Annotated in this window: 11 protein-coding genes; 6 read left to right on the top strand and 5 right to left on the bottom strand. The window is 60.6% G+C overall.

The genetic code is table 11. From position 1 onward, the window contains the following. Nucleotides 1-32: 32 nt before the first annotated feature. The gene (murA, locus tag ACK3SD_RS15550) at nt 33-1,292 is read left to right on the top strand and encodes a UDP-N-acetylglucosamine 1-carboxyvinyltransferase (protein ID WP_481126079.1); all 1,260 of its coding nucleotides are present in this window, start codon (nt 33-35) and stop codon (nt 1,290-1,292) included. 54 nt (nt 1,293-1,346) lie between these two features. Here the strand turns inward: murA and degS are convergent, their stop codons facing one another. The 3 genes from degS to zapG form a co-directional block, all read right to left on the bottom strand. Next, entirely contained in the window at nt 1,347-2,414 is a 1,068-nt protein-coding gene (gene degS / locus ACK3SD_RS15545) for an outer membrane-stress sensor serine endopeptidase DegS (protein WP_481126078.1), read from the bottom strand. An 89-nt stretch (nt 2,415-2,503) separates the two neighbouring features. Continuing rightward, nucleotides 2,504-3,865 carry a serine endoprotease DegQ gene (gene degQ / locus ACK3SD_RS15540; protein WP_481126077.1) on the bottom strand — a complete coding sequence of 454 codons (1,362 nt, stop codon included), beginning with the start codon at nt 3,863-3,865 and terminating at the stop codon, nt 2,504-2,506. Between the two features lie 207 nt (nt 3,866-4,072). Next, nucleotides 4,073-4,474, bottom strand: coding sequence for a Z-ring associated protein ZapG (gene zapG, locus ACK3SD_RS15535; protein WP_481126076.1), 402 nt, complete (start codon nt 4,472-4,474; stop codon nt 4,073-4,075). 223 nt (nt 4,475-4,697) lie between these two features. On the opposite strand from zapG, the gene zapE reads away from it, so the two are divergent. The 5 genes from zapE (at nt 4,698) to sspB (ending at nt 8,370) form a co-directional block, all read left to right on the top strand. Then, nucleotides 4,698-5,813, top strand: coding sequence for a cell division protein ZapE (gene zapE / locus ACK3SD_RS15530; RefSeq protein WP_481126075.1), 1,116 nt, complete (start codon nt 4,698-4,700; stop codon nt 5,811-5,813). Nucleotides 5,814-6,059: 246 nt separating this feature from the next. Further along, nucleotides 6,060-6,488: a 50S ribosomal protein L13 gene (gene rplM / locus ACK3SD_RS15525; RefSeq protein WP_137764454.1), complete on the top strand. Its 429-nt coding sequence runs from the start codon at nt 6,060-6,062 to the stop codon at nt 6,486-6,488. A gap of 15 nt (nt 6,489-6,503) precedes the next feature. Continuing rightward, nucleotides 6,504-6,896 carry a 30S ribosomal protein S9 gene (gene rpsI, locus ACK3SD_RS15520; protein WP_039346610.1) on the top strand — a complete coding sequence of 131 codons (393 nt, stop codon included), beginning with the start codon at nt 6,504-6,506 and terminating at the stop codon, nt 6,894-6,896. A 332-nt stretch (nt 6,897-7,228) separates the two neighbouring features. Next, nucleotides 7,229-7,870 (top strand): stringent starvation protein SspA, encoded by a 642-nt coding sequence (sspA, locus tag ACK3SD_RS15515; RefSeq protein WP_481126074.1) that lies wholly within the window; start codon nt 7,229-7,231, stop codon nt 7,868-7,870. A gap of 5 nt (nt 7,871-7,875) precedes the next feature. Continuing rightward, nucleotides 7,876-8,370, top strand: coding sequence for a ClpXP protease specificity-enhancing factor (gene sspB / locus ACK3SD_RS15510; RefSeq protein WP_137764452.1), 495 nt, complete (start codon nt 7,876-7,878; stop codon nt 8,368-8,370). Nucleotides 8,371-8,463: 93 nt separating this feature from the next. Here sspB and ACK3SD_RS15505 read toward each other — a convergent pair whose 3' ends face one another. Both ACK3SD_RS15505 and gltB read right to left on the bottom strand, forming a co-directional pair. Beyond that, a complete protein-coding gene (locus tag ACK3SD_RS15505; protein ID WP_481126073.1) occupies nt 8,464-9,882 on the bottom strand; it encodes a glutamate synthase small subunit in 1,419 nt (472 codons plus the stop codon). A gap of 10 nt (nt 9,883-9,892) precedes the next feature. Continuing rightward, nucleotides 9,893-14,353, bottom strand: a complete 4,461-nt coding sequence (gene gltB, locus ACK3SD_RS15500) for a glutamate synthase large subunit (RefSeq protein WP_481126072.1) — start codon at nt 14,351-14,353, stop codon at nt 9,893-9,895. Nucleotides 14,354-14,948: the final 595 nt, after the last annotated feature.

Here is a 14,948-nt window from a genome sequence, read left to right as displayed (position 1 = left end):
CCTTATCAAGTTAATCATTGAGAGCAGTCATAATGGATAAATTTCGTGTGCAGGGCCGTACCCGCCTGAGTGGTGAAGTGACCATCTCCGGGGCTAAAAACGCGGCCTTGCCAATCCTGTTCGCCGCCCTGCTGGCGGAAGAGCCGGTTGAGATCCAAAACGTTCCCCATCTGAAAGACATCGACACCACCCTGAAGCTGCTGAGCCAGCTCGGCACCAAAATTGAGCGCAATGGCTCGGTGTTTGTCGATGCCAGCGCGGTCAACGAATTCACCGCCCCTTATGATCTGGTGAAGACCATGCGCGCCTCGATCTGGGCGCTCGGCCCGCTGGTGGCGCGTTTTGGCCGCGGCCAGGTGTCGCTGCCGGGCGGCTGCGCCATCGGCGCGCGTCCGGTTGACCTGCACATCACCGGCCTGGAGCAACTGGGCGCGGAGATAAAACTGGAAGAGGGCTATGTCAAAGCCTCCGTTGACGGCCGCCTGAAGGGCGCGCATATCGTGATGGACAAAGTCAGCGTTGGCGCGACCGTGACCATCATGAGCGCCGCCACGCTGGCGGAGGGCACCACCATCATCGAGAACGCCGCGCGCGAGCCGGAGATTGTGGACACCGCCCACTTCCTGAATACCCTGGGCGCGAAAATCAGCGGCGCGGGCACCGACAAGATCACCATCCAGGGCGTAGAGCGCCTCGGCGGCGGGGTCTACCGCGTGCTGCCTGACCGCATTGAGACCGGCACCTTCCTGGTGGCGGCGGCGATCTCCGGTGGCAAAGTGGTGTGCCGCGCGACCCGTCCGGACACCCTGGACGCGGTGCTGGCGAAACTGCGCGAAGCGGGCGCGGACATCGAGGTGGGCGAGGATTGGATCAGCCTGGACATGCATGGCCAGCGCCCGAAAGGTGTCAACATCCGTACCGCGCCACACCCCGGTTTCCCGACTGACATGCAGGCGCAGTTCAGCCTGCTGAACTTGGTGGCGGAGGGCACGGGCGTGATCACCGAAACCATCTTCGAGAACCGCTTCATGCACGTGCCGGAGCTGATCCGCATGGGCGCGCACGCCGAGATTGAGAGCAACACCGTGATCTGCCACGGCGTGGCGGAACTCTCCGGGGCGCAGGTGATGGCGACCGATCTGCGCGCCTCCGCCAGTCTGGTGCTGGCCGGCTGCATCGCCGAAGGCACCACCATCGTTGACCGCATCTACCACATCGACCGTGGCTACGAGCGTATCGAAGACAAACTGCGCGCGCTGGGTGCCAACATCGAGCGCATCCACGGCGAATAACCGTCCTGCGCCATAAAAAAAGCCGGCATTGCGCCGGCTTTTTTTTGTCCCAGCTTAGTGGGAGGGGTACTCCTGAATCGTGACCTGAAGCGTCATCTTGTTGCCATTGCGCATGATCTCGACCGGAATCACCGAGCCGGGGCGAATCTCCGCCACCTGATCCATCGTCTCCAGCGCCGAAAGGGCTGGCTTGTGGTTGACGCTGACAATCACGTCGTTGACCTGCATCCCCGCTTTCGCCGCCGGGCCATCTGGCGTCACCTCATTGACCACAATCCCCTGAATGCGATCGAGGCCGCTGTTTGGCGTGTGCATCGGGCTGATCTCGCGCCCGCCAATGCCGATGAAGCCACGGATGACGCGGCCATCGCGGATCAGCTTCTGCATCACCTTGGTCGCCAGCGCGGTCGGGATGGCGAAACCAATGCCCTCCGGTGTTTCGCCGTCGTTGCTCTTGTCAAAGGAGAGGGTGTTGATGCCCACCAGTTCGCCGAGCGTGTTCACCAGCGCGCCGCCGGAGTTGCCACGGTTAATGGAGGCGTCGGTCTGCAAGAAATTCTGCCGGCCAGAGGGGCTAAGGCCGATGCGGCCGGTGGCGCTGATGATGCCTTGGGTGATGGTCTGGCCAAGGTTATAGGGGTTGCCGATCGCCATCACCACGTCGCCGACGCGCGGGATGCGCTGGGTGTTGATCGGAATCACCGGCAGGGCGGTGGCGTCAATCTTCAGCACCGCCAGATCGGTCAGGCTGTCGGAGCCAACCAGCAGCGCCTCGAACACCCGGCCATCCTGCAATGCCACGATAATCTGCTCGGCGTCATTGATCACGTGCTTGTTGGTCAGGATGTACCCTTTGTCATTCATGATGACGCCCGACCCGAGGGTGCGGATCTCCAGCTCGTTGTGCGAGGAGGCCCCCATACTGCGGTTATAGACGTTCACCACCGCTGGCGCGGCATGGCGCACCGCCTGGTTATAGCTGACCGGCTGCTCATCGCCGCCGCTGAAGTGCGACGGCAGCAGGAAATCCGCACTGGGCAGCCGCAGCGCTGGCAGGGCGAATAGCAGGATGCCAGCGACAATCAGGCCAAAGAGAATTGAACGCAATAACTTAGCAAGCATCAGGCTCAGAATATCTGGAAATGGAATGGGGGGGAGGATAGCACGAAGTGCCGGGCGCGGCAGCGTGCCGCGCCCACTTTTCGATTAAATCAACGCAACAACAAGTAGATATTGTCATCGCCGCGCACCACGTGCAGCGCCACGATTTGCGGCTTGCCTGCCAGCACCTTGCGCAAGTCCGCCAGTGAGGCGATGCGCTCGCGGTTGACGCCGATAATGACGTCATTCTTTTGCAGCCCAAGCGCGGCGGCCGGCGAGCCGGGGTCCACGCTCACCAGCTTCACGCCCGTCTCACCAGCGTCGGTGGCGCCATCACTCATCGTCGCCCCCTGCAACGCCGGGGAGAGTGTCTGGGCGGCGGTGGCCTCGGTACTGGTCTGGAGGGTGACGTCCACCTCCATCAGCTTGCCAGCACGCAGCAGGCCAATTTTCACCGTCTTGCCTGGCCCGGCGGTGCCGACCTTGGCGCGCAGCTCGGCAAAGCTCTCAATCTGTCGGCCGTTGAGCGACACCAGCACGTCACCGGCTTTGATGCCAGCGCGGGCGGCGGCGGAGTCGGCCAGCACCTCATTGACGAACGCGCCGCGTTGGGTCTCCATCTTGAAGGCTTTCGCCATGTCGGCGTTCATCTCGCTGCCTTTGATGCCAAGCATACCGCGCCGCACCTCGCCAAACTCAATCAGCTGCTTGCTGAGGTTCTGCGCCATGTTGCTGGGGATGGCGAAGCCGATGCCGATGCTGCCGCCGCCCGGCGCCAGAATGGCGGTGTTGATGCCGATCAGCTCGCCGTTGAGGTTGAGCAGCGCGCCGCCGGAGTTGCCGCGGTTGATGGAGGCGTCGGTCTGGATGAAGTTCTCCAGCCCCTCCAGATTCAGGCCGGTGCGGCCAAGGGCGGAGATGATGCCGGAGGTAGCGGTCTGGCCGAGGCCAAACGGGTTGCCGACGGCCACGGCGAAGTCGCCCACCCGCAGCTGGTCAGAGTCGGCAATGCGGATCGCCGTCAAATCCTTGGCCGCCTGCAACTGCAACAGCGCGATGTCGCTCTGCTCATCCCGGCCCAGCAGCTTGGCCTCATACTCGCGGCCATCGTTCAGCTGTACCTGGATCTTGTCGGCATTGCTCACCACGTGGTTGTTGGTCAGCACGTAGCCTTTGTCGGCATTGATAATCACGCCGGAACCAAGGCCCTCAAAGGGGGTGGCGTTCTCCTCTTCGGCAGGCTCGTTCGGCCCGAAGAAGTATTTGTACTCTTCCGGCAGGCGCTGGCGCTCGGCCTGTGTGCCGTAGACATGCACGCTGACCACGGCTGGCAGTACCCGCTCCAGCATTGGTGCCAGGCTGGGCAGCGCCTCGCCCGCCACCGCCGTCGGCAGACCAGAGGCCATCGCAGGCTGTAAGGCCAGGCCGAGACAGAGGGTTAACGCACTCAGTGATAGTGAAGTCATCTTCATTGGCAGCTCTCCCGCAACCTGCGGCAAAAAATGAGTAACCGGTCATTCCAGGTAATGAGGGCAGCGTACCCGGTCAGACGCGCGTGTCATTTCATTAAATATCAATAAACAATAAGAGACGCGTTTTTTTCATGTGCCATGACGCACGGGGCGTGGTCATGACGGGAAGGCAAGCGCCGGCGGCAGGGGGCCGCCGGCGGACAGGCATCATTTGCGGCGGGAAGTGTCGCCACGCAGCAGCCCGGAGGCGCTGTCGGAGTAGTCGCGCGGCATCTCGACCGGCGCCTGATCGTTGTCGGCTTCCGCCTCGGTCAGGCGGTAGTTGAACGGGTTGTCCTGCGTCGGCATGTCCGGCAGCAGGTTGTTCGAACTTTTCGCCATGTGCTGGTAAAGCTGGCGATAGTCAGTGGCCATGTTGTCCAGCAGTTCGGCACTGCGGGCGAAGTGGCTGACCAGCTCCTGGCGGTACTCATCCAGCTCTGCCTTACTTTTCTCCAGCTCGTGCTGCAACACCTGCTGCTGGCGCAGTTTACGATTGCCAAAACGCATGGCGAGGGCGCCGATAATCAGGCCGCCGACCAAACCAATAAGTGCATACTCCCAGGTCATAATGACTCCTATGTTACTCTCGTTGTCCAGTAGGGCTTTTTCACTTAATAATACCCACTATAACCGTTAACCTTGTCCCAGTGGAATCCTGACGGGTCTGAAGCGCGGAAACAGCGCGTTTTTCACGGCCAGCACGGCAGGCAACGGCGGCGAACTCGGGGCGAAAACGTCCAGATGCGTCGCGAAAACCCGATAATTTTTTTCTCATGGAACGTCGAAAAACATGCAACCCACATCCCCCCTAGCACGCTATGAGCAGGCGCTGGCCGCCGGTGATTACCAACCGGATGACGTCCAGCGCCAGACCGTGACCCAGCTTGACGCCATCCACCATGCGCTGGTGGCGCAAAAACCTGCGCCTGCCCGCGCCTCCGGCGGCCTGTTCGCGCGGCTGATGGGCAAAAAGCCGGCGCCGACGCGCCCGGTGCAGGGGCTGTATATGTGGGGTGGCGTGGGGCGCGGCAAAACCTGGCTGATGGACATGTTCTTCCACAGCCTGCCGGGTGATCGCAAAATGCGGCTGCACTTCCACCGCTTTATGCTGCGGGTGCATGAGCAGCTGACCCAGCTGCAGGGGCAGGAAAACCCGCTGGAGACGGTGGCCGACCGCTTCAAAGCGGAGGCGGACGTGCTCTGCTTCGACGAATTTTTCGTCTCTGACATCACCGACGCCATGCTGCTGGCGACGCTGCTCCAGGCGCTGTTCGCGCGCGGCATTACGCTGGTCGCCACCTCCAACATCCCGCCAGACCAGCTCTACCGCAACGGCCTGCAACGCCAGCGCTTCTTGCCGGCCATCGATCTGATTAAAGAGTACTGCGATGTGCTCAACGTTGACGCCGGCATCGACTACCGCCTGCGCACCCTGACGCAGGCCAACCTGTGGCTCTCGCCGGCGGACGCCGCCGCCGCTGACCGGCTGGAGGGGATGTTCACCCGGCTGGCGGGCAAACCCGGCGAGCGCAACCCGGTGCTGGAGGTGAACCACCGGCCGCTGCCCGCGCTGGCGGTGGCAGAGGGGGTGGCGGCCTTTGACTTCCACACCCTGTGTGAGGAGGCGCGCAGCCAGATTGACTACATCGCGCTCTCTACGCTCTACCACACGGTGCTGGTGCACAATGTGCGGGTGATGGACAGCAAAAACGAGAGCGCCGCGCGCCGCTTTTTGGCAATGGTCGATGAGTTTTATGAGCGCCACGTGAAGCTGGTGATCTCCGCCGAGAGCGGGATGCATGAGATCTACCAGGGGGAGCGGCTGAAGTTTGAGTACCAGCGCTGCCTCTCGCGTTTGCAGGAGATGCAGAGCGAAGAGTACCTGCGTTTGCCGCACCTGCCGTAACCCGCGTACCAGCGGGCAGATATTATGCATTTGTGATAAAAAAGCAGTCGATCTTTGTGGGTGACTTCTCTATAATCTTGCGACCCCACGTTACAACAAAGTTTTTTTCCCGAAACTTTATTAGTGCCGGCATAGGCTATTCGAAGGGGTAGGTTTGCTGGACTTGATGGCCGTGTGAACCTCCAACACTGTTAATTAAGCGTTTGGGTGTTCGCCAACGTGTAACTTAAATTGGGTAAGCTTTTAATGAAAACTTTTACAGCTAAACCGGAAACAGTACAGCGTGACTGGTTCGTAGTTGATGCAAGCGGCAAGACCTTGGGTCGCCTGGCCACTGAACTGGCTCGCCGTCTGCGTGGCAAGCATAAAGCGGAATACACTCCGCACGTTGATACCGGTGATTACATCATCGTTCTGAACGCTGAGAAAGTTGCCGTAACCGGTAACAAGCGTAACGACAAGATCTATTACCATCACACCGGCCACATCGGTGGTATCAAACAAGCGACCTTTGAAGAGATGATTACTCGCCATCCTGAGCGTGTGATTGAGATCGCGGTTAAAGGCATGCTGCCGAAGGGCCCGCTGGGTCGTGCTATGTACCGTAAACTGAAAGTTTACGCGGGTAACGAGCACAATCATGCGGCACAGCAACCGCAAGTTCTTGACATTTAATCGGGATTATAGGCAATGGCTGAAAATCAATACTACGGCACTGGTCGCCGCAAAAGCTCCGCCGCTCGCGTCTTCATCAAGCCGGGCAACGGTAACATCGTAATTAACCAGCGTAGCCTGGAACAGTACTTCGGTCGCGAAACTGCCCGCATGGTAGTTCGTCAGCCGCTGGAACTGGTCGACATGGTTGAGAAACTGGACCTGTACATCACCGTTAAAGGTGGTGGTATCTCCGGTCAAGCTGGTGCCATCCGTCACGGTATCACCCGTGCGCTGATGGAGTATGACGAGTCTCTGCGTTCCGAGCTGCGTAAAGCTGGCTTCGTTACCCGTGACGCTCGTCAGGTTGAACGTAAGAAAGTCGGCCTGCGTAAAGCACGTCGTCGTCCGCAGTTCTCCAAGCGTTAATTTCTGGCTGCACTTGCAGCAGGAACAGCGTCAAAAACCCGGTGTCTCACCGGGTTTTTTTATGCCTGAAATCCACACTTTCCCGCCTTATCCCACCCTCTGACAGACAAATCGCGCGGATTTCACCGTTGCGCCGCCACAAGAGGGGCAAAATCTGGTAAACTAACAACACTTTTGCGCCTGAGCGCCGCGCAGTTTGATGGGTTCGGTCGTCCTGGAGATCGCCTGACCTCCGGGCTTCTGCGAGGTTGCTGGCTGGCGATAACATGATTCAGGATAGCAGCCTGATGTTGGCTATTCGCACTGTTTTCTAGATAAACTTGGAGGTTTACATGGCTGTCGCTGCCAACAAACGTTCGGTAATGACGCTGTTCTCTGGCCCGACCGACATCTTCAGCCATCAAGTACGTATCGTACTGGCGGAAAAGGGTGTCAGTGTCGAGATCGAGCAGGTGGATATGGGAAATCTGCCGCAGGATCTTATTGACCTCAATCCTTATCAATCCGTCCCGACGCTGGTTGATCGTGAGCTGACGCTGTATGAATCCCGAATCATTATGGAGTACCTCGATGAGCGCTTCCCACATCCGCCATTGATGCCGGTCTACCCGGTGGCGCGCGGTGAGAGCCGCCTGATGATGCTGCGCATCGAGAAAAACTGGTATTCGCTGAAAGACAAAATCGAACAGAGCAGCGGCCAGGAAGCTGACGCCGCCCGTAAACAGCTGCGTGAAGAGCTGCTGGCGATTGCCCCGATCTTTGGTCAGGCCCCGTTCTTTATGAGCGAGGAGTTCAGCCTGGTGGACTGCTACCTCGCACCGCTGCTGTGGCGTCTGCCGCAACTGGGCATTGAGCTGACTGGCGCTGGCTCCAAAGAGCTGAAAGGGTACATGACCCGCGTCTTTGAGCGTGATGCCTTCCTGGCTTCACTCACCGAAGCTGAACGCGAAATGCGTTTGCATACCCGGAGTTGATTCAGATGGAGATGTCGCACATGTCTCCGCGTCGTCCTTACCTGCTGCGGGCGTTCTATGACTGGTTGCTCGACAACCAGCTGACCCCGCATCTGGTGGTGGATGTCACGCGCCCAGGTGTTATGGTGCCGATGGAGTTCGCCCGCGATGGCCAAATCGTGCTGAACATCGCCCCGCGCGCGGTAGGGAACCTGGAGCTGGGCACGGACGATGTCCGGTTCAATGCCCGCTTTGGCGGCGTGCCGCGTCAGGTGAATGTGCCTATCGCCGCCGTCCTCGCGATCTACGCCCGTGAAAATGGCGCTGGCACCATGTTTGAGCCAGAACCCGCTTACGAGGATGAGGAGGGGATGTTTGAGACCTCCGCTGAGGAGAGCGCCACGCCTGAGCCAACGATGTCCGTTATCGATGGCGATCGCCCGGATGAGAGCGATCCTTCCGACGATGAGCCGCCGCAACCGCCACGCGGTGGCCGCCCGGCCCTGCGCGTGGTGAAGTAACCGCGTCGCACAAAAAGCCCCGCTCCGGCGGGGCTTTTTTATGGGCGTAAAAAAGGGGGAGCCACTGGCTCCCCCCGTTCGACCGCAGGCGGTTTATACTTCTAGGTAGTTCATGATGCCGTCGGCGGCTTTGCGCCCTTCGGCAATCGCCGTCACCACCAGGTCGGAGCCGCGCACCGCGTCGCCACCGGCGAAGATTTTCGGGTTGCTGGTCTGGAAGGCGTTCTCCACCCCTTCCGGCGCGATGATGCGGCCCTGATTGTCCAGCTCCACGTCATGGGCGGCCAGCCACTCCATCTTGTGCGGACGGAAGCCAAACGCCATCACCACCGCGTCCGCGTTCATCACGAACTCGGAGCCGGGCACCAGTTCGGCACGGCGGCGGCCAGCGGCATCCGGCGCGCCCAGTTCGGTACGCACCATCTTCACGCCGCTCACGCGGCCCTGCGCATCCAGTACCACGCTCAGCGGCTGGACGTTGAACTTGAACTCCACGCCCTCTTCACGCGCGTTCTTCACTTCGCGGCGGGAGCCTGGCATGTTCTCTTCGTCACGGCGGTATGCACAGGTAACGTGGGAAGCGCCCTGACGGATGGAGGTGCGGACGCAGTCCATCGCCGTATCACCACCGCCCAGCACCACCACGCGTTTGCCCTCCATGCTGATGTAAGGCTCCTCAGTGGTGGCCTCATAGCCCATCAGCTGCTTGGTGTTGGCGATCAGGAACGGCAGGGCGTCATACACGCCAGCCGCGTCCTCATTCTCCAATCCACCGCGCATCGACTGGTAGGTGCCAACCGCGAGGAACACCGCGTCATACTCTGCCAGCAGCGCCTCAACCGTGACATCCTTGCCGACTTCGGTATTGAGCTGGAACTCAATGCCCATGCCGGTGAAGATTTCGCGGCGGGTGGTCATCACCGACTTCTCCAGCTTGAAGGCTGGGATGCCGAAGGTCAGCAGGCCGCCAATCTCCGGGTGACGGTCATAGACCACCGCTTTCACGCCGTTGCGCGCCAGTACGTCGGCACAGGCCAGCCCGGCCGGCCCGGCACCGATGATCGCCACACGCTTGCCGGTCGGCTTGACGTGGGACATATCGGGCCGCCAGCCCATCTCAATCGCCTTATCATTGATATAGCGCTCGATGTTGCCGATGGTGACCGCGCCGAACTCGCCGTTCAGGGTGCAAGAGCCTTCACACAGGCGATCCTGCGGGCAGACGCGCCCGCACACCTCAGGCAGGCTGTTGGTCTGGTGGGCGAGGTCGGCCGCCTCCATAATGCGGCCCTCGTTCGCCAGCTTCAGCCAGTTCGGAATATAGTTATGAACCGGGCACTTCCACTCGCAGTAGGGGTTGCCGCAGGAGAGGCAGCGGTCTGCCTGCGCCTGCGCCTGGCTGTCGGAGAACGGCTCATAAATTTCTACAAACTCAATTTTCCGGATCTTCAGCGCTTTCTTGGGCGGATCGACACGCTGCAAATCGATAAATTGATAAACGTTTTGACTCATCGAAAACCTCTTACTGCGCTTGGACCCGCAGCTCTGCTGCGGAACGACTGCGGTGACCCAACAATGCTTTGACATCACTGGACTTCGGTTTCACCAGGGCGAACTTGGCGGCCCACACCGGCCAGTTGGCTAGCATCTCTTCACCACGGCTGGAGCCGGTCAACTGCACGTGCTCGGTAATCAGGCCGCGCAGGTGCTCCTCGTGGATCGCCAGTTGGTCAACTTCCAGCACCTCCACCAGCTCCGGGTTGACGCGTTTGCGGAACTCGCCATCCTCGTCCAGCACGTAGGCGAAGCCGCCGGTCATGCCCGCGCCAAAGTTGACGCCGGTTTTGCCCAGCACGCAGACAATGCCGCCGGTCATGTACTCACAGCCGTTGTCGCCGATGCCTTCTACTACGGTGATGGCACCGGAGTTACGCACTGCGAAACGCTCGCCCGCCCGGCCTGCGGCAAACAGCTTGCCGCCGGTCGCGCCATACAGGCAGGTGTTGCCGATGATGCTGGCCTCATGGCTGCGGAAGGCGGAGCCTACCGGTGGGCGCACCGCGATGCGGCCACCCGCCATGCCCTTGCCAACGTAGTCATTGGCGTCGCCGGTCAGCATCAGATCCAGGCCACCGGCGTTCCAGACACCGAAGCTCTGGCCGGCGGTGCCGGAGAAGTGCGCGGTGATCGGGTCAGAGGCCATGCCCTGATCGCCATGCTTCTCGGCGATGGCACCGGAGAGCAGCGCGCCCACCGAGCGGTCGGTGTTACGGATGTCAAAGTAGAACGTCTTACTCTGGCGCTTCTCCACGTGCGGCGCGGCTTGCTCCAGCAGCGCCTTGTTCAGCACGCCCTTGTCGAACGGCGGGTTGCTGCCCTCGGTGCAGTAGCGCGCCTTGCCGGGGTGCGGCTGGGCGGTTTGCAGCAGCGCGGCGAGATCCAGCTTGTTCTGCTTGGCGGTGAAGCCCTCCAGCGCGGTCAGCAGATCGGTACGGCCAATCAGGTCAACCAGGTTGCTGACGCCCAGCTCGGCCATGATCTGGCGAGTCTCCTGCGCGATGAAGCGGAAGTAGTGGGTCACACGCTCTGGCAGGCCATGGTAGTGGTCGCGGCGCAGCTTCTCATCCTGCGTTGCCACACCGGTCGCGCAGTTATTGAGGTGGCAGATACGCAGGTATTTGCACCCCAGCGCCACCATCGGGCCGGTGCCGAAGCCGAAGCTCTCCGCACCCAGAATCGCTGCTTTGATGATGTCGACGCCGGTCTTCAGGCCGCCATCCACCTGCAAGCGGATCTTGTGGCGCAGGCCGTTGGCCACCAGCGCCTGCTGGGTCTCCACCAGCCCCAGCTCCCACGGGCAGCCGGCATACTTCACCGAACTGAGCGGGCTGGCACCGGTGCCGCCGTCATAGCCAGCGATGGTGATCAGGTCGGCATAGGCTTTCGCCACGCCCACCGCGATGGTGCCGACGCCCGGCTCGGAGACCAGTTTCACCGAGATCAACGCCTTCGGGTTGACCTGTTTCAGGTCGAAGATCAGCTGGGCCAGATCCTCGATCGAGTAGATATCATGGTGCGGCGGCGGGGAGATCAGCGTCACGCCCGGCACCGAATAGCGCAGCTTGGCGATGTACGGCGTCACCTTGTCGCCCGGCAACTGGCCGCCTTCACCCGGTTTCGCGCCTTGCGCCACCTTCACCTGGATCACGTCGGCGTTGACCAGATAGGCTGGCGTCACGCCGAAGCGGCCAGAGGCCACCTGCTTGATGCGCGACACTTTGTTGGTGCCGTAGCGCGCCGGGTCTTCGCCGCCCTCGCCGGAGTTGGAGAAGCCGCCGAGGCCGTTCATCGCCTCCGCCAGCGACTCATGCGCCTCCGGGCTGAGCGCACCGATGGACATCGCCGCGGTGTCGAAGCGCTTGTAGAGGTTCTCTGCTGGCTCCACCTGATCGACTGGGATCGGCTGGCCGTTCGGCGTGATCTTCAGCAGATCGCGCAGCGTGGAGACCGGGCGCTCGTTCACTAGCTTGGCGTACTGCTGGTAGTCGTTATAGTCGCCGCTGTGCACCGCGGCTTGCAGCGTCGCCACCACATCCGGGTTGTACATGTGATACTCGCCGCCGTAGACGAACTTCAGCAGCCCGCCCTGATCCAGCGGTTTGCGCTTCAGCCACGCGCGCTTGGCGAGGTTTTGCAGATCCTGCTCGAAATCGCCAAAGTTGGCGCCGCCGATGCGGCTCACCACGCCCTGGAAGCAGAGGCTGCTCAGCTCGCGGTGCAGGCCAACGGCCTCAAACAGCTTGGCGCAACGGTAGGAGGCCACGGTCGAGATGCCCATTTTGGACATGATCTTGTAGAGGCCCTTGTTGATGCCGTTGCGATAGTTCAGCATCACCTCGCGGTAATTCTTGTCAATGGCACGGGAGTCCACCAGCTTCGCCAGCGTCTCATAGGCCAGATAGGGGTAGATGGCCGTCGCGCCGAAGCCCAGCAGCACTGCAAAGTGGTGCGGGTCACGCGCGCTGGCAGTCTCAACAATCAGGTTGGCGTCGCAGCGCAGGTTCTTCTCCACCAGACGGGTCTGGATGGCACCGACCGCCATCGGCGCCGGCACCGGCAGGCGGTTCGGGGCGATGGCGCGGTCAGAGAGCACCAGCAGCACCGCGCCGTCACGCACCTTGTGCTCGGCCTGTTCGCACAGGCGGTGGATCATCTCCTCCAGCGAGTGCTCGGCCGGATCGTAGGTCAGATCCAGCGTCTCGGCGCGGTAGTGCTCGCCCTCCAGCGTCGTCAGCTGTTTGAAGTCGGAGTAGAGCAAAATCGGCGACTTGAAGCTCAGGCGGTGGGACTGCCCCTCGGCCTCGAAGAAGACGTTCATCTCGCGGCCAATGCTGGTCGCCAACGACATCACATGGGCCTCGCGCAGCGGATCGATCGGCGGGTTGGTCACCTGCGCGAACTGCTGGCGGAAATAGTCATAGATGATGCGCGGGCGGCTGGAGAGCACGGCGAACGGGGTATCATCACCCATTGAGCCGACCGCCTCCTGACCATTCTCGCCCAGCACGCGGATCACCTGATCCAGCTCCTCATTGCTGTAGCCGAACTGCTTCTGGTAAGTCTCCAGCAAGGTGTCATCCAGCTCACGGCAGCCCACCTGATCTTCCGGCAGGTCTTCGAACGGCACCAGACGGCGGACGTTCTTCTCCATCCACTCTTTGTAGGGGTGGCGACTCTTCAGGTCATTGTCAGTTTCGGCGGAGTGCAGAATGCGGCCGCTGCGGGTGTCAATCACCATCAGTTCGCCGGGGCCGACGCGCCCCTTCTCCACCACCTCATCCGGCTGGTAGTCCCAGATGCCCACTTCAGAGGCGCAGGTGATCAGCTTGTCTTTGGTGATCACATAACGCGCCGGGCGCAGGCCGTTGCGGTCGAGGTTACAGGCGGCGTAGCGGCCATCGGACATCACGATGCCAGCCGGGCCGTCCCACGGCTCCATGTGCATCGAGTTGAAGTCAAAGAAGGCGCGCAGGTCGCTGTCCATGTCCGGGTTCTGCTGCCAGGCCGGCGGCACCAGCAGGCGCATGGCGCGCACCAGATCCATCCCGCCGCTCAAAAACAGCTCAAGCATGTTGTCAAGGGAGCTGGAGTCGGAGCCGGTTTCGTTGACGAACGGCGCGGCATCCTGCAGATCCGGGATCAGCGGGGTCTTGAATTTGTAGGCACGGGCGCGCGCCCACTGGCGGTTACCGGCAATGGTGTTGATCTCGCCGTTATGCGCCAAATAGCGGAACGGCTGTGCCAGCGGCCAGCGCGGCACGGTGTTGGTGGAGAAGCGCTGGTGGAACAGGCAGATGGCCGATTCCAGACGCAGGTCAGCCAGGTCGAGGTAGAAGCGCGGCAGGTCAGCCGGCATACAGAGACCCTTGTAGATGGTCACCAGGTTCGACAAGCTACAGACGTAGAACTCATTGTCCTGGATGCGCTTCTCAATACGGCGGCGCGCCATATAGAGGCGGCGCTCCATGTCACGCGGACGCCAGCCAGCCGGGGCGTTCACGAAAATCTGCTCAATGCGCGGCAGGGAGGAGAGGGCGATCTCACCGAGGACATCCGGGTTGGTCGGAACGTCACGCCAGCCGACGATCGACAGCGTTTCGTTCTGCAACTCTTCTTCGACAATGCGGCGGCTCTCGCGGGCGTCATCCTCATTCTTGCTGAGGAACATCATGCCCACGGCATAGTTCTTGGCCAGACGCCAGCCGCGCTCTTCAGCAACCATCCGGTAGAAGCGGTCGGGCTTCTGCAACAGCAGGCCACAGCCGTCGCCGGTTTTGCCGTCGGCAAGAATTGCACCACGGTGTTGCATACGGGCCAGTGCGTGAATGGCAGTACGCACCACCTTGTGGCTAGGTTCGCCTTCTATGTGGGCGATCAGGCCGAAACCACAGTTATCCCTCTCGAGGGACTTATCGTACAACATATCAGCAACCTCCCCAGGCTCTGCGTGACTCTTCCACCCTACGGCAAGAAGCGGCTCTCCGGCGGTCAGGGGGTTACCTGCATAATTTGGCAGGTGGAACCCGGCCTGACGTCCTCCGTCGACGGCCTCTTGTGACGGTGCTCACAAGTGGGTGATGACTTGTTTAATGAGGGAGTCTGTAATAACTGCATAAGTATGACGAGTCTTGGCTCGTCGAGAATGCTTCCAGCGGACTTCCAACTTATCGAGAAAGCACAGGTAGGTCAAATATGGTTTTAAGATATGCGTTTTTGTGATTTTTAATGGTTAACTTAATGTTTTTTAAATTAAAAATGACATTTTTTATGGGTGGGGAAGGGGTAGCGACAGAAGGCGGAATGTGAGCTGACTCACTATAGTGCAAGCCACAAATCTCTGCACCATGCTAGGGCGCAACACATTACCAGGATTATATTCTGTTAAAGTTCTGTTGAATGTAGTTTGTGTCTGTTTTTTATGCTGTCATTTTTCCTCATGATCCGGGCAGGCCGATAAGAATAATTCATCAGCCAAAATTTGAATTAATTCTCATTTATCCTGAATTTTTATTCTGGGG

The sequence above is a fragment of the Chimaeribacter sp. YP20170169 genome, assembly GCF_056739715.1.
The sequence above is the reverse complement of the archived record's forward strand: the minus strand, read 5'-3'. Positions and strand labels throughout refer to the sequence as shown.